The sequence below is a fragment of the Hymenobacter coalescens genome, from assembly GCF_054783195.1.
The window spans coordinates 90767-110630 of the sequence record NZ_BAAGRA010000014.1; the positions used below are offsets into that span (position 1 = coordinate 90767).

General features: G+C 61.9%; 18 protein-coding genes. 14 read left to right on the forward strand and 4 right to left on the reverse strand.

The annotated features are described in order from the left end of the window. The first annotated feature begins 23 nt into the window (after window positions 1–23). The 13 genes from ACYVKQ_RS09565 (at window position 24) to ACYVKQ_RS09625 (ending at window position 14662) form a co-directional block, all read left to right on the forward strand. Entirely contained in the window at window positions 24–1100 is a 1077-nt protein-coding gene (locus ACYVKQ_RS09565) for a PhoH family protein (protein ID WP_460577932.1), read from the forward strand. Window positions 1101–1211: 111 nt separating this feature from the next. Beyond that, complete coding sequence (locus ACYVKQ_RS09570) at window positions 1212–1655, forward strand: GNAT family N-acetyltransferase (protein WP_460577933.1); 444 nt, start codon at window positions 1212–1214, stop codon at window positions 1653–1655. A gap of 116 nt (window positions 1656–1771) precedes the next feature. Beyond that, window positions 1772–4048 (forward strand): ComEC/Rec2 family competence protein, encoded by a 2277-nt coding sequence (locus tag ACYVKQ_RS09575; protein ID WP_460577934.1) that lies wholly within the window; start codon window positions 1772–1774, stop codon window positions 4046–4048. 220 nt (window positions 4049–4268) lie between these two features. Further along, window positions 4269–5078, forward strand: a complete 810-nt coding sequence (locus tag ACYVKQ_RS09580) for an enoyl-CoA hydratase/isomerase family protein (RefSeq protein WP_460675462.1) — start codon at window positions 4269–4271, stop codon at window positions 5076–5078. 252 nt (window positions 5079–5330) lie between these two features. Continuing rightward, a complete protein-coding gene (locus ACYVKQ_RS09585; protein ID WP_460577935.1) occupies window positions 5331–5804 on the forward strand; it encodes a sterol desaturase family protein in 474 nt (157 codons plus the stop codon). Window positions 5805–5816: 12 nt separating this feature from the next. Continuing rightward, the gene (locus tag ACYVKQ_RS09590) at window positions 5817–6719 is read left to right on the forward strand and encodes a MerR family transcriptional regulator (protein ID WP_460577936.1); all 903 of its coding nucleotides are present in this window, start codon (window positions 5817–5819) and stop codon (window positions 6717–6719) included. 256 nt (window positions 6720–6975) lie between these two features. Continuing rightward, window positions 6976–7491, forward strand: a complete 516-nt coding sequence (locus tag ACYVKQ_RS09595; protein ID WP_111478994.1) for an RNA polymerase sigma factor — start codon at window positions 6976–6978, stop codon at window positions 7489–7491. Between the two features lie 182 nt (window positions 7492–7673). Next, window positions 7674–9182, forward strand: coding sequence for a phytoene desaturase family protein (locus tag ACYVKQ_RS09600; protein ID WP_460577937.1), 1509 nt, complete (start codon window positions 7674–7676; stop codon window positions 9180–9182). A gap of 80 nt (window positions 9183–9262) precedes the next feature. Beyond that, entirely contained in the window at window positions 9263–10144 is an 882-nt protein-coding gene (locus ACYVKQ_RS09605; protein ID WP_460577938.1) for a phytoene/squalene synthase family protein, read from the forward strand. Window positions 10145–10162: 18 nt separating this feature from the next. Beyond that, window positions 10163–10693 carry a hypothetical protein gene (locus ACYVKQ_RS09610; protein ID WP_460577939.1) on the forward strand — a complete coding sequence of 177 codons (531 nt, stop codon included), beginning with the start codon at window positions 10163–10165 and terminating at the stop codon, window positions 10691–10693. A gap of 101 nt (window positions 10694–10794) precedes the next feature. Continuing rightward, a complete protein-coding gene (locus ACYVKQ_RS09615; protein ID WP_460577940.1) occupies window positions 10795–11643 on the forward strand; it encodes a 4-hydroxy-3-methylbut-2-enyl diphosphate reductase in 849 nt (282 codons plus the stop codon). Between the two features lie 29 nt (window positions 11644–11672). Continuing rightward, window positions 11673–12467 carry a fatty acid desaturase gene (locus tag ACYVKQ_RS09620; RefSeq protein ID WP_460577941.1) on the forward strand — a complete coding sequence of 265 codons (795 nt, stop codon included), beginning with the start codon at window positions 11673–11675 and terminating at the stop codon, window positions 12465–12467. Between the two features lie 158 nt (window positions 12468–12625). Beyond that, window positions 12626–14662 carry a sensor histidine kinase gene (locus ACYVKQ_RS09625; RefSeq protein ID WP_460675463.1) on the forward strand — a complete coding sequence of 679 codons (2037 nt, stop codon included), beginning with the start codon at window positions 12626–12628 and terminating at the stop codon, window positions 14660–14662. On the opposite strand, the gene ACYVKQ_RS09630 is transcribed toward ACYVKQ_RS09625, so the two are convergent. Continuing rightward, complete coding sequence (locus tag ACYVKQ_RS09630; RefSeq protein WP_460577942.1) at window positions 14659–15399, reverse strand: LytR/AlgR family response regulator transcription factor; 741 nt, start codon at window positions 15397–15399, stop codon at window positions 14659–14661. The two genes, ACYVKQ_RS09625 and ACYVKQ_RS09630, sit on opposite strands and share 4 nt — an antisense overlap. Before the next feature lie 278 nt (window positions 15400–15677). On the opposite strand from ACYVKQ_RS09630, the gene ACYVKQ_RS09635 reads away from it, so the two are divergent. Beyond that, entirely contained in the window at window positions 15678–16223 is a 546-nt protein-coding gene (locus tag ACYVKQ_RS09635) for a hypothetical protein (RefSeq protein ID WP_460577943.1), read from the forward strand. 63 nt (window positions 16224–16286) lie between these two features. Here the strand turns inward: ACYVKQ_RS09635 and ACYVKQ_RS09640 are convergent, their stop codons facing one another. From ACYVKQ_RS09640 to ACYVKQ_RS09650, 3 genes are all read right to left on the reverse strand, one after another. Further along, entirely contained in the window at window positions 16287–16655 is a 369-nt protein-coding gene (locus ACYVKQ_RS09640; RefSeq protein WP_460577944.1) for a heavy-metal-associated domain-containing protein, read from the reverse strand. A gap of 36 nt (window positions 16656–16691) precedes the next feature. After that, a complete protein-coding gene (locus tag ACYVKQ_RS09645) occupies window positions 16692–19031 on the reverse strand; it encodes a TonB-dependent receptor (protein WP_460577945.1) in 2340 nt (779 codons plus the stop codon). A gap of 105 nt (window positions 19032–19136) precedes the next feature. Next, complete coding sequence (locus tag ACYVKQ_RS09650; protein WP_460577946.1) at window positions 19137–19610, reverse strand: hypothetical protein; 474 nt, start codon at window positions 19608–19610, stop codon at window positions 19137–19139. Window positions 19611–19864 lie beyond the last annotated feature (254 nt).

Here is a 19864-nt window from a genome sequence, read left to right on the forward strand (position 1 = left end):
TAGGCGTTTACTCTCCTTTTAGCTTGGTCGAAAAAGTCATCACGCTCGAGAACGTGTCGCTCGTCGACTTTCTGGGGCCCGATAATCAAAATATCCGCCAGCTGGCGGCCGCCTTTCCGGGCAGCAAAATCATTTCGCGCGGCAACGAGATAAAAATCCAGGGCCAGACAGCCGTTATCCAGCGCATCAACGACATTCTCTCCTCGCTCATCGAGCACTACCACGAGTACGGGCAGGTGACGGACAAAACCGTCGCGCAGTACGTGGGCGCTTCCGACGAGGAAATGCAGGATGCGCGGCTGGCCTCGTCGCCCGACGTGATTCTGTTCGGCGCCAAGGGGGGCGTCATCAAGGCCAAGACGGCCAACCAGCAGCGCTTGGTCGACGCCGTTAACAAGAACGACCTGGTGTTTGCCCTCGGGCCGGCCGGTACCGGCAAGACATACATTTCGGTAGCGTTGGCCGTGCGCGCCCTGAAGAACAAGGAGGTCAAGAAAATCATCATTTCGCGCCCCGTGGTGGAAGCCGGCGAAAACCTCGGCTTTCTGCCCGGCGACATGAAGGAGAAAGTCGACCCCTACCTGCGCCCGATCTACGACGCGCTGGAGGACATGCTGCCGCCAGAGAAGTTCAAGTTCTACCTCGAGAACAAGACCATCGAAATTGCCCCGCTGGCTTACATGCGCGGCCGCACCCTGAACCACGCGTTCGTGCTGCTCGACGAAGCGCAGAACACCACGCCTTCCCAGCTGAAGATGTTTCTGACCCGCATGGGCCCGAACGCGAAGGTGATGGTCAACGGCGACCGGAGCCAGGTAGACTTGCCTACGAAGATCAAATCGGGCCTTTTTCAGGCCTTAGACATTCTGCAAGGCGTGCCCGGCATTGGCTTCGTGGAAATGTCGGCCGAAGACGTGGTGCGCCACCGCCTGGTGAAAGAAATCGTGCTGGCTTACGACAAGCACGATGCCGACCGGCAGCGCGCCCAGGCCGAACGGCCCGTGCGCCCCGCCCGCTACTACCAGCCCGGGCAGCGCCCCGCGGCTGCGGACGAAGAGGCACCGGCAGCGGACCTGCCCGTGAATCACGAGCAGAGCTAACGCGACCGACGAGTACATGCGGTGGTGCCACGACTCCCCAAGTCGTGGCACCACTATTTTTAGGCCGCTGGTAAGCCAGCTCGTCAGCTTATTTGATTTCCCAATTGCCCCATGACCACTGCCCAACGTATCACGGCTCCGGCTGACCTCGAAGCGGCCTTCGCCATCCGTCACGAGGTCTTCGTGCAAGGCCAGGGCGTGCCCGCGGAGAAAGAGCACGACCCGCACGACCAAACCGACGCCGCCCACTACCTGGCCCGCACCGCCGGTGGTACCCCCTGCGGGGCCGCCCGGTGGCGCGTGACGGAGAACGGGGTGAAGCTGGAGCGCTTCGCCGTGCTGGCCGACTACCGCAATCAGCAGGTGGGCGCGGCCCTGCTGCAGGCCGTGCTGCGCGACGTGGCCGCCGCGTACCCGGAAGCCGAAGTGTACCTGCACGCGCAGCTGGCCGCGGTGCGTTTCTATCTGCGCCACGGCTTCGAGACGGTGGGGGAGCAGTTTACCGAAGCCGGCATCGAGCACTACAAAATGCGCTGGGTACGGCCCAGCGCGTAGCCGGCCGCGGCTGGTAGTTGGCGCCGGTAGTTGTCGGAGCCACAGAATTTTCCTAACTCGGCCGTTGCTGCTTCGGCGGTGATTATCGAATTAGGATTTTTTGTTTCGATTGGCTGATGGCTATCCGTACCACCACGATTCCGTGGGCGACTCATCCGGCAGTGCGCCTCGTGCTGGCGTTGATTAGCGGCATTATTATCTGGTTTTACCTCGGCCCGCAGCTGCCCGAACTGCTGCCTTGGCTGGCCGGCGCCGTGGGGCTGTACCTGGCCGCGCACGGGTGGGCCGTGCGGCGCAACGGCCCCGGCCTGAACGACGCCGTGGGGCTGGTAGGCCTGCTGGTGGTAGTGTTGCTGGGTGCCACCGCAGCCCAGCGCGCCACCGAGAGCCGCGCCCCCGACCACTTGTATCAGCAAACAGGCATCGAGTTCTACCGTGCCGTGGTGGATGATTACCCTGTGATACGCCCCAAAACCTACGCCACCACGCTGCGCGTTTCGGCTGTGCGGGTGGGCGGCCGGTGGCGAGCGGCGCGGGGCGGTATCCGCGTTTCCATTCCGCGCTACGAGGCCGAGGTGGCGCCGCCGGGCTATGGGGAGGTGTGGCTGGTGCGCGGTGCCCCAGCCCCGGCCAAAGCCCCGCTGAACCCCGGAGAGTTTGACTACCGCCGCTACCTGAGCTACCACCAGGTTTACCACCAGCAGTTTGTGCACCCCGATCAGTACCGGGTGATAGAACTGGCGCCACCGAGTTGGGCGCGCTTCTGGAGCATGCAGGCCGCGCAAACGTTGGAAGGTGTGTTCCGGCGCTACGTGCAGGCACCGCGCGAGTACGCCATTGCCGCGGCTTTGGTGCTGGGGCTCAAAGACGACGTGGACGACGACACCAAGCAAGCCTACGCCAGCACGGGTACCACCCACATTATGGCCGTATCCGGGCTGCAGGTGGGGCTGCTGTTTGCCGTGCTCCAACTGCTACTGCAGCGCTTCTTCGGGCACCGACCCGGCTTTCGGTACTGGTCGGCGGCACTGGGGCTGCTGGTCATCTGGTCGTACGCCTTTCTGACGGGCCTTTCGGCATCGGTACTGCGGGCCGCGGTGATGTTCACCTTCGTCGCCGTGGCCAAAGCCGTTGGCCGGCAGAGCAACATGTACAACACCTTGTCGGTGGCCGCTTTTTGCCTGCTTCTCTACGACCCGTACCTGCTGGTCGACGTGGGCTTCCAGTTGTCCTTTCTGGCCGTGCTCAGCATCGTGTACCTGCAGCCGCTGATCGGCCGCTGGGTCGACGCGCAGGAATGGATGGCGAAGAAAAAGCGGCCGTGGCAGTCGAAGACCCGGCAGCGGCTGATGGGCGGCATCGGCTGGAGCCTCGACTGGTTGTGGCAGGCCGTGGCGCTTTCCGTCGCGGCACAGGTAGCTACGTTTCCGATGGGGCTGTTTTATTTCCACCAGTTTCCGCTGAATTTTCTGCTTTCCAACCTGGTGGCGGTGCCGTTGTCGTCGCTGGCGCTGTACGTGGGGCTGGCCTTGCAGGCCGTAGCGGGCCTGACGTACCTGCTCGTCAGGGCCACGGGCTGGCTGTGGCTGGACGGGCTACCCAAGGGCTTCGGCTGGGTGTTCGAAAAGCTCATCTGGTGCTTCAATGAGTACATTGTGCTGGTCGGCCAGTCCTTGCCCGGCGCGTTGGTGCAGGGCATTCACCTCACGCCCGGCCAAACTTGGCTGCTGTACCTGCTCATCGCCGTGCTGCTGGCCTTTCTGGCTTGGCGGCGTCTGGCTTGGCTGGGAGCGGCCGCAGCTGTGGGGGCGGGCTTTGCCGTCAGCCGGGTAGCCGAAGCCCGGCAAGTGGCCACCGATAAGCGCCTGATCATCTACAGCATTCCGCGCCGCTCGGCGGTGGGCCTGCACGATGGGGCCGCCGCGCTGGTCCTGACGCCCGACTCGCTGCCGCTCAACCAGACAGAACGTACGTACCGCGTGCTACCGGGGCTGATTGGGCGCGGCAACCGCACCGCGCGCTACGTGGCGGGCTGGGCCGAGCAGGAGGTGGCCGTGCGTGCCCTGCCCAACGGTGGGCCGGTGTTGCTGAATTGGCACGGACGGCGCGTTGCCTGGGTAAGCCAGCGGCTGTGGCAGGGCCAGCGCCCCGTGCCCGTCGACGTGGTGGTACTGCGGCGCAACGCCCGGGTGTGGCCCGACCAACTGCGGGCCACGTTCGGGCCGCAGGCCGTCATCGTATTCGACTCGTCGTGCCGCAGTTGGTACGTCGAAAAGCTGGCTCCGCCACTGCGCGCCGCCGGCTTGCGGGTACACGATGTAACCATGGAAGGGGCTTGGATCGAGCCGGTGCCGGCCCGCACTGGCAACCACGGCCGCAGTTTCGGCGAGTAGATGTGCACGGCAACGCGTCCAAAGTCTGCGTTACTCCGTACATTCTCCAACCTTAACGTTGTGCGGCATTCCGATTTTATTGTCGCATCATTTTTGTTAGGTTTGACCGACGCCCTTGATCGGGCCTCTGCCGCGCACCGGGCCGTTTCGGCTTCACCTCTCCACCCGGGAGAACAACGCGCCGCCGCGGCCCTCCACCACACCGACCACGCAACAACTCATGGAAGACATGGCTACCCAGGAGCTAGAAGCGTTACAGTACATTCGCTACGAGGCCAATGATGCTGTTGGCTACATTACGCTCAACCGCCCCGAAAAACGGAATGCCCTTAGTTCAGAGCTGGTAACAGAGCTGAAACAGGCCTTCGAGTACGCCGAAAACGACCCCCTGTGCAAGGTGGTGGTGCTGCGCGCTGAAGGGCCGGCCTTCTGCGCTGGCGCCGACTTGGCCTACATTCAGGAGCTGCAAAACTTCGGCTACAACGATAATTTGGCCGACTCCACGCACCTGATGCAGCTGTTTCACCAGATCTACACCCTCAAAAAGGTGGTCATCGCGCAGGTGCAGGGCCACGCGCTGGCCGGAGGCTGCGGCTTGGCCACGCTCTGCGACTTTGCCTTTGCCGTACCCGAAGCCAAATTCGGGTACACGGAGGTTAAAATTGGTTTCCTGCCGGCCATCGTCAGCGTGTTTCTGCTGCGCAAAATCGGGGAGGCCCGCACGAAGCAGCTCCTGCTCACCGGCGACGTGTTCTCGGCCGACAAAGCCGTTGGCTACGGGCTGATCAACGACATAGTGCCGGCTGGCGAACTGGCTGGCCACGTGTACCGTTTCGCGCGTCGGCTCTGCGTTGAGAATTCGGGTCAGAGCATGGAAATCACCAAGGAGATGATAGCCCGCATGCCAGAGCTGCCGTTGGAAGAAGGCCTGCGCTACGCGGCCCGACTCAACGCCGAGGCGCGGGGCTCGGACGACTGCAAGCGTGGCATTTCGGCTTTTCTGAACAAGGAGCCCATTACCTGGAACTAGGGTACGAGACAGGACTGATTTACGCGTTGGGGGTGAAAACCCGCCGGCTGCTGTTTGCAATCGGCGCTTTGACCAGATGGTCGGGGCGCCGATTTTCTTTATCTCTTTGCCGTCGGGCTACGTATCTTCCGGTTTCGAACAAATCATAATTCCCGCCCGGCGCTCTGGTAGCAAACATCTTCGCCCGGCGGCGGTTAGCCCAACATGAATCTACTAGCCGGCGCCGCACTGGCGGGCCTTACGTTTCTGGGAATGGAATTCGTAGCGTGGTTCATGCACCGTTTTGTGCTGCACGGGCCGCTGTGGTTTCTGCACCGTTCGCACCACGTGCGGCACCCGCATCGGTTTGAGCGCAACGATTTCTTTTTTCTCTTCTACGGCGGCCTGTCCATGCTTTTCATGGTGTACGGAGGGCCTGAGAAAGACTGGCGTTACTGGGTAGGGCTCGGCATTGCCTGCTACGGCACGCTGTACTTCTTGGTGCACGACGTGCTGATTCACCGGCGCCTACCCTTTTGGAAGCGCACGCAGAGCACCTATTTGCGCGCCCTGAACATGGCTCACAAGATGCATCACAAAACCACCGGCCGCGACGGCAGCCAGGAGTTTGGGCTGCTGTGGGTATCGCCGAAGTATTTTGGTTTGGCCCGCCGCAAGCCGGGGCGGGCGCAGTCCGGCCACCCCTGCCAGCCCGCAGCCGCCGACTCCCAATCCCCATCTTATTAGCATCCGCATCCCGTGGGGCAGTTTTCGATCAAAGACCTGGAGAGCCTTTCCGGCATCAAGGCGCACACCATCCGGATGTGGGAGCAGCGCTACGGCGTGCTCTGCCCGGAACGTACCGCCACCAACATCCGCACCTACTGCGACGCCGATTTACGCCGTCTGCTCAACGTGGCGACCCTCTGCGAGCGGGGGCAGCGCATTTCGCAGGTGGCCAGCCTCTCGGAGCAGGAGCTGTGCCAAGCCGTAGCCGCTTGCTGCGACGACCCGCGCCAGCAGAATCCCCAGATTACTGCCCTGCTTACCGCTACCATCGACATGGACGAGGCGCGGCTGCACCGCGTGCTGGCCCGCGCAACCGAAGAGCTAGGCTTCGAAGCCACAGTAATGGACATCGTTTATCCCTTCTTATATAGAGTAGGGGTGCTTTGGCAAACGGGCAGCCTAAACCCTGCCCAGGAACACTTGACTTCGCATCTGCTCCGCCAAAAGCTGCTGGCCGCCGCCGATGCCCTGCCGGTAGGGGAAAGCCCCGACGCGCCGCGGTGGGTATTATTTCTGCCCGAAGCGGAGCTGCACGAGCTGGCCCTGCTGTTTATGAACTACTTGCTGCGGGCGCGGGGGCATAGGGTGTTGTACTTGGGGCAGAATCTGCCCATCAGTGAACTGGCGAGGGTATGCATCCACTTTCGACCCCAACACATAGCCACGGTGCTGACGACCGTGCCCGAGCGTGACCAGCTCCCGCATTTTCTGGCCCAATTGGCCGGGTTGTGCCCGGACGTAGACTTTGCTCTTTACGGGCCGGCAGTGCACCAACAGGACGTTGCGCTTCCCCCGCAGTTCCGACGGTTGGAGCGCATGACGGACTTCATTAGCTTCGTTGAAGAGGTAGCGGCGGTGCCGATAACCCACTAGCCTACAGTATACTGCGTTCCAGTTAAGCGTGTTGATGTCTAAGTGCTTGTGGAGTAATCGATTGCATTTGCCGGGCGACGGAATGATGCTGAGGATGGTAAAAATGCGGGGCTATTCACCGAAAGAATCGGCTGGTTCGCCGACGTTTTCTTGGTCTTGGCCGAAACAAGGCAAATAAAATGGCGGGTGGCCGTATGCTTACCAAGTTCTTTCGTATGTTTGTTTAGCTTTTGGTCACCAAACGTTAAACAGGCGTATGACTTCCCTGGAATTTACAGACCAAGTACAGAAGATTTCCTACTCGCTCCGCCCCGCGGCCATGAACCTGACCCGCGACGCCGATGATGCCAAGGACTTGGTGCAAGAAACACTGCTGAAGGCCCTCCTGAACAAAGAAAAGTTCAAGACGGGGACTAACCTGAAGGCGTGGCTCTACACCATCATGCGCAACACGTTTATCAACAACTACAACAAGATAACGAAGCGCAACAGCCACATTGACACCACCGAGTACTTCCAGTACTTCAACACCGACGAAAACTACATCACCCACAACGGGGCCCAGTCGGACTTCGTGGTGACGGACATCAACGAGGCCATTGCCCACCTAGGCCACGAGTACCGTACGCCGTTTATGATGTATTACATCGGCTACAAGTACCAAGAAATTGCGGAGAAGCTGCAAATTCCGATTGGTACCGTCAAAAACCGCATTCACATTGCCCGCAAGGAGTTGAAAGACGCTTTGAAGGTCTACGCACCCGGCGCGTAGGGGGAAGGAGTAACCACGCCGGATGCGTGCACGGGCCGCAAGCTGCAACCTGAAATGAGGGCGTGGCTTGCGGCCTTTTTGCAACCCGCCGGCATCCCCGCGCCAGGTTCAGAGTACTTGGCTTCCCGCAAAAGTCGTCCACCAATTGGTAGCTTGCTGCCCCACCATTACGTTTTTCTCGCTTGAGCAACGTTTCTACTGCCCCCCAAGTCATCGTCATTGGGGCCGGGTTTGCCGGCCTGGCCGCCGCCGCCTGCCTGGCCCAGCGCGGGTACGCGGTGAAATTGTTGGAAAAGAACGACGGTCCCGGGGGACGGGCACGCGTGTTCCAGGCACAGGGGTTCACCTTCGACATGGGCCCGAGCTGGTACTGGATGCCTGATGTGTTTGAGCAGTTTTTTGCCCGCTTTGGCCACCGCCCCGCCGACTTTTACGAACTCGTGCGCCTCGACCCTTCGTACCAGGTCGTGTTTGGGCCGCAGGATACCTTGCAGGTGCCGGCCGACCGCGCCGCGTTGCGGCGCATGTTCGAGCAGTTGGAGCCGGGCGCGGGACAGCGGCTCGACGCGTTTCTGGCACAGGCCGGCTATAAGTACGAGGTGGGCATGGGCAAATTCGTGACCAAGCCCGGCCGTTCGGTGCGCGAGTTTGCCGATCCGCGCCTGTTGGTCGACGCGGTGCGGCTGGATCTGCTGCAAAACATGCATCGGCACGTGCGCCGCTACTTCCAGCATCCACGGTTGGTGGAGTTGATGGAGTTTCCGGTGCTTTTTCTCGGGGCCACCCCCCAGAATACCCCCGCGCTGTACTCGCTGATGAACTACGCCGACCTGGCCTTGGGTACTTGGTATCCCATGGGCGGTATGCACGAAATCGTGAAGGCCATGGTGCGCGTGGCCGAAGAGCAGGGCGTGCGCATCGAATACAACCAGGAGGTGACCGGAATCGAGGTGACCAAGGGCCGCGCTACCGGCGTGCGCACAACTGCCGGCCTGCACGCAGCCGACATTGTGGTGGCCGGGGCCGATTACCACCACGTAGAGCAACAGCTGCTGGCGCCCGAGCACCGCCATTACACGCCCAAGTACTGGGATACCCGCACCATGGCTCCCTCGTCGCTGCTGTTTTATGTGGGGTTGAAAGAGCGTTTGCGCAACGTGCAGCACCACAACCTCTTCTTCGACGAAGACTTCGCCGTGCACGCCCACGAGATTTACGAAGCCCCGCGCTGGCCTAGCAAGCCGCTGTTTTACACCTGCGTACCCAGTATAACGGACCCCAGCGTGGCGCCGGAGGGCCAGGAAAACCTTTTCCTGCTCATTCCAGTGGCCCCTGGCCTGAGCGGCGACGACGAGGCCACCCGGCAGCGCTACTACGACATGGTGATGCAGCGCCTGGAGCGGCACACCGGCCAGCCCGTGCGCGAACTGGTTACTTACCGGCGCAGCTATGCTCACCGCGACTTTGTCGAAGACTATCATGCCTTTAAAGGCAACGCTTACGGGCTAGCAAATACCCTGCGCCAGACGGCTATTCTAAAGCCTACCCTTAAAAGCCCCAAAATCACCAACCTCTACTTCACCGGCCAGCTTACCGTGCCGGGACCCGGGGTACCCCCGGCCCTGATATCGGGACAGATCGTAGCCAGCGAAGTTGAAAAGGAATTTTCAATTGGGGCTGAATATAAGTAACTTATAAACGTGAGTGGTTGCCGTTTGCCGACCAGTGCTGCCCGGCCTGCCGCTACTCACGCCCACCACACCAAACTCCTATGGCCACCCTGTCGCCCCCCGTTTCGCCACCGCCCGTTGTTGACCACGTGGCCCTGTTCGACCGGGCCAGTCTGGCTTGCAGCAAGCTGATCACGCAGCGCTACAGCACGTCGTTCACGTTGGGCATTCGTACGCTCGACGCCCGTTTCCACGAAGCCATCTACGCCGTGTACGGTTTCGTGCGATGGGCCGATGAAATCGTGGATACGTTTCACGACCGCGACCGGGCGGCTTTGTTGCGCGAGTTTCGGGAGGAAACGTACCGGGCCCTTGACGAGCAGTTCAGCATGAACCCAGTGCTACACGCCTTCCAGCTGGCCGTGCACCGCTACGGCATCGACCGGGAATTCATCGAAGCCTTTCTGCGCAGCATGGCCATGGATCTGGAAGACCTGCACTACGACCAGCCGCTCTACGAGGAGTACATCTATGGGTCGGCCGAGGTGGTTGGGCTGATGTGCCTGCGCGTGTTCTGCGAGGGCGACGAGGATGAATTCAGGCGCTTGCGCGGCGCCGCTTGCCGATTGGGGGCCGCATTTCAGAAAATCAACTTTCTGCGCGACCTGCGTTCCGACTACGAGGAGCGCGGCCGCGTGTACTTTCCCGGCGTTTGCTACGAGCAGTTCGACGACGAGGCCAAGAAAGCCATCGAAGCCGATATCCGCGCGGATTTTGAGGCCGGATACGCGGGTATTTGCCAACTGCCCCGCGCGGCCCGGCTGGGCGTGTACCTGGCTTACGTTTACTACCTGAAGCTTTTCGACAAAATCCGCCAGCTGCCGGCCGCCCGTATCTTGGCCGGCCGCGTGCGCGTGCCCGACAACACGAAACTTCTCCTGCTGGTGGGCTCGTACTTTCGTTACCGGCTGCGTGCCCTTTAGTGCCGCCACCGGCCCCGCTTGAAACCATTGTTCTGCCTGCTGTTCGCCCATTCCACCGCCGTGCTCCCCACCGACGTACATTCGCCCTACGCCCTGCCCAAGCTGCGCCAGCACTACCGGCAGGCCGCTGCCGACGAAGCCGCCAGCCGCCGCTTTCATCAGCTGATGAGCGCCTACGCCGAAGCCAATCCCGTGGTACTGGCCTACAAGGCTGCGTCGGAAGCCATTTTGGCGAAGCACACTGGCGGGCTGTTCGACAAGCTGGACCGGGTGAAATCGGCCAGCCGGCAATTCGATGAGGCCGTGGTGATGAGTCCCCGAAATCCCGAAATCAGGTTTCTGCGCTTCAGTGTGGAAAGCAACCTGCCTAGCTTTCTGGGCGCCAGCAAGCATGTGGATGAAGACCGCACCTTCCTGACACAGATCTTGTTACAGCATCCGAAGTCGGGGCTTGACAGCGAGGCTTTCCGGGTCGTGCGCGAGTTTATGCTGCAGAACCAACACGTCAGCGGCGTCGACGCGACTCGCTTACGTCAGCTACCAGAATAGGCCATTACCACCGCAATTGGCGGTGCTTTGGTTGGATTTCGTACCTTTTGTTGGCCCCTGGCCACAACCTTCTGCCCGGTTTCACGGTTACCGAGCCAGCTATGCCGCTCAACCTCAGTGTCCGCATCGATCCGCATTCCGGCTTCTGCTTCGGGGTGATTTACGCCATCCAAATGGCCGAAGACATCCTCGACGAGCAGGGCTACCTGTATTGCCTAGGCGACATCGTGCACAACGATGAGGAAGTGGAACGGCTCGAAAAACGGGGCCTGCGCATCATCGACTACGACACGCTGGCTGAGCTGCGGGACGAGAAAGTGCTGATCCGAGCCCACGGCGAGCCGCCCAGCACCTACCAGATGGCGCTGCAAAACAACCTGACGCTTATCGATGCTTCGTGCCCGGTAGTGCTCAAGCTGCAGAACCGTATCAAAACGAGCTACGACCGGAAAGACCGAATTTTCATCTACGGCAAGCACGGACACGCCGAGGTACGGGGCCTGCTCGGGCAAACTCGGGGCGACGCCGTGGTGTTCGAGAGCTTGGATGAACTGCTCGGCCACGAGCTACCATCCAACATCACGCTGTACAGCCAGACCACCAAGAGCACCGATTCGTTCTACCGCATCAAAGGCGAGTTGGAAACCCGCGGGTACCAGGTGGCGGCCAATGACACAATTTGCCGGCAGGTATCTAACCGTGACCAGGAACTGCGCCGCTTCGCCGCCGACTACGACCAGATTGTGTTCGTGTCGGGCACCAAAAGCTCCAACGGCAAAGTGCTTTACCAGGTCTGCAAAGCCACCAACCCCAACACGCACTTCATTTCCAAGGTTGAGGAGCTGTCCGCTGGCTGGTTTCAGCCGGGCCAGACAGTAGGCATCTGCGGGGCCACCAGCACGCCCATGTGGCTGATGGAGGATGTGCGTGACGCCTTGGTCGGGCTGTAGGCCGGATGGTTGAAGAAGTAAGTAGGCGAATGACTGATTTTTCGGCCAACCAGCACCCGATGCCACACGTGCAGGAAAACCGGGGGCACCTCGATTTTCCTCGCGCTGCCCGCAAAGTGGCGCCCGCTCCTCTCGGCTACAAGGGGGTGGCGGTGGCCCTGCTCATTATTACGGCGTGGGGCGGGTCGCTTGCCTTCCTGCTAGCATTTTACCGCCCCGACTGGCGTACCCCCGCACCCTACGTGCTGCTGTTGGTGCAGACGCACCTGTACACGGGCCTTTTCATTACTGCGCACGACGCCATGCACGGTGTGGTCAGCGCCAAGCGGTGGCTAAATACTGCTTTGGGGACCATAGCGGCGCTGCTGTTCGCTTACAACTGGTTTCCGCGTTTGCTGCCGCGTCACCACGCGCACCACCGGCACGTGGCCACACCCGACGACCCCGACTTCCACGACGGCCGCCACGGTGGGTTTCTGCCCTGGCTGTTTCGGTTTGCCCGCAACTATATCACGCTCGGGCAGGTGCTGCTGATGGCCGGCACCTTCCACGTCCTGAAATACTTTTTCCCGGCTGGGAATGTCATCGGGTTTTGGATGGTGCCTTCTGTCCTAGCTACAGTCCAATTATTCTACTTCGGGACTTACCTGCCACACCGGGGCGAACACGCGGCGGAGAATCCGCACAAGTCTCGTACACAGCTCCCGCATCATCTGTGGGCGTTTGTTACCTGCTACTTTTTCGGCTACCACTACGAACATCACGATCAGCCTTACTTGCCGTGGTGGCGACTTTGGCGTACGAAAGGAAACAAGCTTCCTTAAAGTACTGCTTCGGTAGAAGTCGATAGTCACGTTTTTTTCCTATTTTTAGCTAGCGAAAGAAGCTCCTTGCTATTGAGGAATTCGCCGGCCTGCCTTTGCTCCGACCCTACTCATTGCCCCGTCACGCTATCCGCCACCGTCTGCAGGGATGGTTGGCAGTGCTGTGCTGGCTCGCGGCATTCGCCGCCCAGGCCGGTGCCCGCGACAATGAGCAGCTTGGGTTGCCCAGCAGTCTGCGGTATGGCCCGCTGCCTTCTGCATCCGATACTCGGCTATCGTTACAGGTCGTTCGGCGTGAGTTGCAGCAGGCTCGGGCCGGGTCGCCGAGTACGGCAGCGGCGGCGCATAGCCGCATGGCCTCAGTGCTGCTGACCCTGCAGCGCTACGACCAAGCCCTGCGTCATTCGCAGCAGGCTCTGCGCCTGTACCAACAAGCCGCTGACCCCGCCGGGGCAGCGGCGGCCCTGCAATTGCTCGGGCGGGTGCGGTTTACGCAGGGCGACACCGGGCGGGCCCGCATCAGCTACGTGCAGGCCATTGAGCGTTTTAGCAAACTGCGCGACGCGACGGGCGAAGGCCACAGCTACGAGCATTTGGCCGACCTCTATGCCAGCCAACGGGCCTGGTCCCAGGCGCTGAACAGCTACCAACGCGCGTATAGCATCTGGCAGCGGCTGGGCAATGTGCGTAGCGCTGCCGTGGCGCTTCACGCCATCGGGCGTATGCACTTGGAGCAGCGGCACTTCAGCCGGGCATCGTACTACTTGCGCCTCGGAACCGAGCAAGCTGCTGCGTTGCGCGACAGTGTGGCCGTGGCGTACGCCCTGCATAGTTCTGGCGAAGTGTACGCTACCGTCGGCAACCACGAGGCGGCTTTGGGCTACTATACCCGGGCGCTGGGGCAACTGCCGCGCCATAGCGCCCCAGCCGACTTGCAAGCCACGCTGTTCGAGTCGTTGGCCGTCGGAAACGGCGCCATTGGCAATTCGCAGGTGCAGGAAAGCTACCTGCTGCGGGCCATACCGCTGGTGCGGCGGACGGGTAGCCAGGTGCGCCTGAGCGAATTGTACCACGCCTTGGCGGAGCTCTACCGGCAGCGCAACGAACCAGCAGCGGCCCTTACGGCGCTACGGCGCTACGTGAGCCTGCAGGACAGCGCCGATGCCGAGCAGCGGGCCGCCCAAGTGGCCGAGTTGCGCACGCGTTACGAAACCGAAAAGAAAGAGCGGGAAATTCAACTGCTCATCAAGAAGCGTGAGGTGCAGGAAGCCAACCTGCGCCGGCAGAAGCTGGCCCGCAACGTGCTCGGCATCGGCACAGTACTCCTGTTGCTTACAGTGGCGGCGCTGTACCGGGGCCGCAAAGAGCAGCAACGGGTCAACCGGCTATTGGAGCGCAAAAACGCTGCTATCAGCCGGCAAAAGGAGGAACTGGACCGGCTGAACCGCACCAAAGACACGCTGTTTTCGGTGATTTCACACGATCTGCGCAGCCCGCTTAGCTCACTGTATTCCCTGCTCACGCTGCTTTCCCTGGGTTCCTTGCCCCCAGATAAGCTGGCCGCCCACTCCGACCGCTTGACCCGCACCCTGGACACAACCCTGCGGCTGCTCGATAACATGCTCAATTGGGCCGCGACGCAGATGCAGGGTGGGGGTCCCCGTTCCGAAGTATTCCGGCTGGATGCCGTGGCCGAAGAATGCCTGACACTGCTGCTCGGCGACGCGGAGCGAAAAAACATTCTGGTGTTGAACCACCTGCGGGAGGCCTATCCCACGCGGGCCGACTTGAACATGACGCGCCTAATCCTGCGCAACCTGTTGAGCAACGCCATTAAGTTTACGCCGAGCGGCGGCACCGTGACCCTCTCAGCGCAACGCCAGGGCAACTGCTGGGAGGTCTCCGTACGCGACACCGGTGTGGGTGTCGCCCTGGCCGACTACGATAAGATATTCGGAGATGCTGGGCACCACACCACGCTCGGCACGGCACGCGAAAAGGGCACCGGTCTGGGCTTGCGTCTGTGCAAAGACTTCGTGGAGCGCAACGGGGGCAAGGTCACCTTTGAAAGCAAGGAAGGCCACGGCTCTGTATTTCGCTTCACCATCCCGGCAGCCGAGCAAGTCGGGGCTGCGTTCGAAAGCGCCGCAGCGCTGCCGGACATTGCCCACCCGCTGGGGGCCCGGCGGAGCTAGTGTTGCCGCCGGATCAGCGCCTTGTTGACGATGCGCTCGGTGACTTGGTCGCGGTAGGTTTGGCCTAGCGGCAAGGCGCGCCCGCCCACTTTCACTTCCTGGCTACTGACGGATTCGATGCGAGCCGCGTTGACCAAGTACGAGCGATGCGTGCGCACAAACATGCCCAAGGGAAGTTGTTCTTCCAGGTTTTTCAGGTTCACCAGTGTCAGGTGCGTGCGCCCATCCACCGTGTTGATTTTGGTGAAGTCCTTTAGGGCTTCTATGTAGAGTACCTCGCGGTAATGTAAGCGGACAAACTGCGAATCGGTGCGAATAAAAAACGAGCCCCAACCCGACAGCATATCGTCGGAACCCAGGCTGCTCACCGTCTGAGCCGCGCGCAGCAGGCCAGCTACTTTGTTCACGGCTTTGAGAAACCGGTCCAGGGAGATTGGCTTGAGCAGGAAATCGCACACGTCCAGGTTGAACCCCTCCATGGCGTACTGCGGGTAGGCCGTCATCAGTACCACCAGCGGCGGCTCGTGCAAGGAGCGCACCAGATCCAGGCCCGAGAGGTGGGGCATTGTCACATCCGAAAAGAGCACCTGCACGGGGTTGTCGAGTAGGTAGCGGTGCGCTTCCAGCGGGTCGGTAAAGGTTGCTTTCACATCCAGAACGTCCGTCATGGCCACGTAGGCCTGCAGCAGGTCCAACACCAGCGGATCGTCATCGAGAAGCAAACAGGAAATCTTCATGACCAGAAATGGAGCGAGAATGGCGGTGAATATACTAAAGAGTCAATTACCAATGTGCTTTGTATGAACCGCATCAGCAGGCAAACGGCCAGAAAGGGGAGTTGATAGAATGGTGGGCATAAGCGCCCTCTATGTTAAACAATTGCCAGTCAATCTTTCGTATCTTAAGCGGGTACCGCCTCCTGCTTCGGTCAGGAGCGTGCAGCAGCATTCTGACTGTCTGCTTCTTACTCACTGGCCTCCGCTCCGCCTCTTAGCGCACTTCTTCTTTTGTTGTCATGGCTCAGTTCACGCCTGCTGCCTCGACGCCCGTCGTTTTGGGAGTTGCCCTGACGATTGCCCGCCATGCTTCCATCCGTTCCGCCACATTCGGGGTGCGCACGCGCTCCGTCGGGCTGCGTATCGACCCCTCGCTCGACCTGCTTTACCTGATCGAAGCTACCCTATCCAGTAATCTGGAATGTTTGGTTTCGTTGACAAAGCCCGGCGTTGAATCGTTGACGTTGCGGGCTGCCCGGCTGGAGCTGATTCCCGACCCGGTGGCGGGCGGCACCGCGCATGGGCCGACGCTAATGGCATTGGCCACAGGCAACTGCTTCGTTACCGCGCAAAGCAGCAAAGTGCTCATTGCTAGCTTTGACGAGCCGCATGTGACCCCCGCAGTCATTCACATGGATGTGAGGAGCCACGTGAATCTCTTGGATTACCTGCGCGCTGAGTGGTTTACACTAGAACTCTCGGGCACGCACCGGCGGCGCATGAGCCGGTCGTTAGCGCTCCGCCTGCAACTGGAATTTGAAACGCACCAAAGCGCTTGGGCGTGAGGCTTACCGCAAAGCTGGCCGCCGCGGCCCCACGCACCGGTGGGGGCCACGGCGGCCGGAGTTTTAGTGTACGCTGTTGGTTTTTTTGCAGCAATCGGGCAGGCGGTCGTACGCCTTGGCGTTGGCGGCCTGCTGGTCAGCGTCGTAGCCGGTGGCCGTCACGGCGGCGCGCAGGGCATCGGGCGAGGTTTTGTCGACGCGGTAGATGACGGTCAGTACCTGCGAGGGCACATCAAGCAGGGCCGACTGCACGCCCTTTTCGTAGGCCAAGGATTTTTCCAGCCGCGCCTTGCACATGTCGCACACGGCGGAGGTTTTGATCTGCAACTGCTCGGTGCCGGACTTCGCCTTGGCAGCGGGCGTCTGGGCCTGGGTCAGGTGAGCGAACAGGATGGCCATCAGGCCCAGCAAAAACGAACGGAAGTATTTCATCAGACAAGAAAGAAAGGCGGGTGGCTATACCAAGAACTATTCCAAACGGAAGCGCAGGCCGGCGTACGTCAGGCGGCCGTAGATCGGACCCCAGTTCATCGCGGCGTCGAAGTGCTGGCCGAATGGCTCAGCGGCCGCGTCAATGGGGTTGCGCTGGCGGAAGTTGGTGAGGTTCTCCACGCCCAGGTACACGTCGAAGCGCTTGAAGGCGCGGGTGAGCTGGGCATTGAGCGTCGCGAAGCGCGGGGAGTAGCGCACCTGTTCGGGGCTGCTACCGGCATCGGGCTGGTGCATGAGGCCGGGGGCGTAGGGCCGGCGGCCGTACCACTGGGCTGTCAGGTCGGCGCGCCACTTGTCGTAGGCGCTGGCGTACGCCACGTTGGCAAACAGGCGGTGCTGGGGCGTGAGCGGCTTGGGGAGCAGTGCCGTGCCGTAGGTGGTGCGTACGTCGAGCCACTTATAAGCGGCTTTGGCCTGCAGGCCCTTCGCGGGCTCCACCTGCACTTCGGCCTGGAAGCTACGCGAGTAGGAGCGGCCACCCGGCGCCAGGTTGCGGATGAGCAGCAGGGAGGGCAGCGAGTACGGGTCGGCCACCACCTGATTCTGGAAGATGGTGTGGTAGTAGTCTGCCACGAAGGTAGCCTGCCGGCCTGCCACGGTGAAGTACTGCGAGAAGGAGCCGCCCACGTTCCAGGCGCGCTCGGGCTGCAGGTCCCCGGCCACGTTGAAGGGGCGGCTGCTCACCAGCATGCCGGTGTTTTCGGCAATGGGGTTGGCCACGCGGTAGCCGCGGCCGGCGGCCAGGCGCAGCACCGTGCTCTTGGTGGCATCCACCTTCACGTTCAGGCGCGGCGTCAGAAACCAGCCGTAGAGGTTGTGGTAATCGGCGCGGGCCCCGGCCACCACGGTCAGGTTGCGCGAGTTCTGGTAGGTGTACTCGGCAAAGGCGCCGGGCACGCGCTCGGTGCGGGCGCGCCGGCTGCGCTGGCGCTCCTGCTCGGCCGTTTCGCCGGGGCGGAAGCCGTTGCGCAGGTACTCCCGGTAGTCATCGTAGAGGTAGCTGGTGCCGAGGCGGTACACGTGGGCCGTGTTGCCGATGGCGCTCTGAAACAGCAAGGTGGCCAGCCCGGTGCGCTGCGTGCCGTTGTACTGGCGCTGCGGGCGGTAGTGGCCGCTGTGGTCGGGGTCGAGCACCACGTCGAACAGCGTGCCGTACTGGCTGCCGCCGAAGCTGGAGTTGAAGTCGTGGCTGGTACCCGACACGAGCAGGCCCAGGCTCTGGTAAGGCTTGGTGGGCCAGGTGTAGGACGACTTGCCGTACACGTTGTAGCGCGTGGTTTGCTGCGTGATGCCGTAGTAGGGGTTGCTGGCTTCTCCTTCGCGGAAGCCAACCTGGCCGCCCTGCCGGGTTTCGCGCAGCGCGCCCACGCCCACTTCGCTCACCACGGCCGTGCCCGACTTGTACTTCCACTTGTTCAGCACGTTGTACTGGGTGGCCAGGGGCAGGTCGAGGAAGCCATCCTTGTTGCGGTCGATGCGGTTGCCGAGGTGGTCGGCGTGCAGCAGCAGGGCGGTGCTCCACTTCGGGCTCAGGCGCGCCGAGGTGTTCAGGTTCACGTCAAATTTGCCGAAGTCGTTGGCGTAGACGTTGAACAGCAGCCGGTCGGTTTTGTCCGGCTCTTTCAGGCGCACGTTCACCTGGCCCGAAATCGACTCGTAGCCGTTTACCACCGAGCCCATGCCCTTGATGATGTCGATGCTCTCAATCCACGGGCCGGCCAGGTAGTTGAGCCGATACGGAGCAGAGAGGCCGCGCAGGGCCGGCAGGTTGTCCACCGTCAGCAGGGAGTAGGAGCCGTCGAGCCCCAGCAACTGGATCTGCTTGGCACCCGAGGCCGCGTCGGTGGTCGTGACTTCCACCGAGGCATTGGTTTCGAAGCTCTCCGCGAGGTTGCAGCAGGCCGACTTGGTCAGGTCCTGGCTGGTAATGACCTGGGTGTGCGTGGGCGTGAGCGAGGAGTAGCTCGGGGCGCGGTCGGTGATGACCACCTCCTGCAGCTCGGCGCTGTTCTGCAGTGCGATGCGCACGTAGGGCCCGGCTTGCACCGTATCGGCGCGGTAGCCCAGGGCATTGATGACAAGCCGGGGCGCGGTGGCTTTGGTAGAGTAGGGCAGCACAAACAGGCCGCGCTCATCGGTCGTAGTGGCCTGATCGGTGCCGAGCCAGCGCACCACGGCGCCGGGCACGGCGGCGCGGGTCGAGCCGTCGGTGACTTCGCCCCGTGCAGGGGCGGCGGATTGGGCGAAAGCGGCCGGCGCGGCCCCCAGCAGCAGGGGCAAGGCACGCAGGGCGCGGCTTCGCAGGAAAGCAGGCATAAGGTCAGTCAATGAGTTAGGATTCTTCCGGCTGAACACCGCCCGCGCAGGGGCGGCAATGCCACGGCTACCGCCCGCAAGCGTGCCGAGGCGGGAAGAATCCTGCTAGACGACCCAACTGCACACAAACGTGAGCAGCGCCCGACCCGCGCGGGTTGGGGGCGAGGCATCGGCCGCGTGCAGCACACAGGCAGTGAGCAGGCGCGCCCGGTCGACAGCCGGCAGCGGCCAAGTCGGCGCAGCCGGAAGCACGGCGAGCAAAGCCGGTACCGGTACCTTGCTCAGGCCCAGGTCGTGCGCGGCGGCATCCACCTTGTGGTGTTCGGCACTGAAGGCGCAGCAGCCATCCTGCACCGTGGCCTTATCCGCCAAAGCCGGTACCTCGCAGCCGGACGAGGCTGGGGAACCAGCTACCTCCTCGGGGGCGCAGCCGTGGTGCGGCGTGAGTACCACCGCGCGCTGCGTCAGGCCGCTGACCTGGCAGGTATGCTGCTGCACCGTCAGGCCCACCGAGGCGGTGAGCACCAACAGGGCCAGCCATAAGCTGGTGAGGCGCAGCAGTAACGAGGGCGTTTTCACAGCCGCAAAGATAGACCATATGCACCGGACACCGCAGTATAGAATGTGAGTGGCCTTGTGCACAATTCCGATTGCCGGCCACCGCCGCGGCCCGGCTGTCATTTTGGCACCACGCTGATCGGGTTTCCCACTTTGCTCCACGCACGCAGTTCAGGCTTGCTGAAAACGGCCTATACGAACTCGGAATGGCCTTTTTCGTAGGTGGTAGAAAATGGTAAAAGGTGGTTGCCTTTTGCAGGGCCTTCCGTACTTTT

What these genes read in the sequence shown, in the direction of transcription:
- ACYVKQ_RS09605 (WP_460577938.1), top strand. Translation starts at nt 9,263, where the DNA reads ATGGCCACCCTGTCGCCCCCCGTTTCGCCACCGCCCGTTGTTGACCAC.
- ACYVKQ_RS09630 (WP_460577942.1), bottom strand. Translation starts at nt 15,399, where the DNA reads ATGAAGATTTCCTGTTTGCTTCTCGATGACGATCCGCTGGTGTTGGAC.
- ACYVKQ_RS09580 (WP_460675462.1), top strand. Translation starts at nt 4,269, where the DNA reads ATGGAAGACATGGCTACCCAGGAGCTAGAAGCGTTACAGTACATTCGC.
- ACYVKQ_RS09575 (WP_460577934.1), top strand. Translation starts at nt 1,772, where the DNA reads ATGGCTATCCGTACCACCACGATTCCGTGGGCGACTCATCCGGCAGTG.
- ACYVKQ_RS09635 (WP_460577943.1), top strand. Translation starts at nt 15,678, where the DNA reads ATGGCTCAGTTCACGCCTGCTGCCTCGACGCCCGTCGTTTTGGGAGTT.
- ACYVKQ_RS09615 (WP_460577940.1), top strand. Translation starts at nt 10,795, where the DNA reads ATGCCGCTCAACCTCAGTGTCCGCATCGATCCGCATTCCGGCTTCTGC.
- ACYVKQ_RS09585 (WP_460577935.1), top strand. Translation starts at nt 5,331, where the DNA reads ATGGAATTCGTAGCGTGGTTCATGCACCGTTTTGTGCTGCACGGGCCG.
- ACYVKQ_RS09570 (WP_460577933.1), top strand. Translation starts at nt 1,212, where the DNA reads ATGACCACTGCCCAACGTATCACGGCTCCGGCTGACCTCGAAGCGGCC.
- ACYVKQ_RS09620 (WP_460577941.1), top strand. Translation starts at nt 11,673, where the DNA reads ATGACTGATTTTTCGGCCAACCAGCACCCGATGCCACACGTGCAGGAA.
- ACYVKQ_RS09640 (WP_460577944.1), bottom strand. Translation starts at nt 16,655, where the DNA reads ATGAAATACTTCCGTTCGTTTTTGCTGGGCCTGATGGCCATCCTGTTC.
- ACYVKQ_RS09645 (WP_460577945.1), bottom strand. Translation starts at nt 19,031, where the DNA reads ATGCCTGCTTTCCTGCGAAGCCGCGCCCTGCGTGCCTTGCCCCTGCTG.
- ACYVKQ_RS09595 (WP_111478994.1), top strand. Translation starts at nt 6,976, where the DNA reads ATGACTTCCCTGGAATTTACAGACCAAGTACAGAAGATTTCCTACTCG.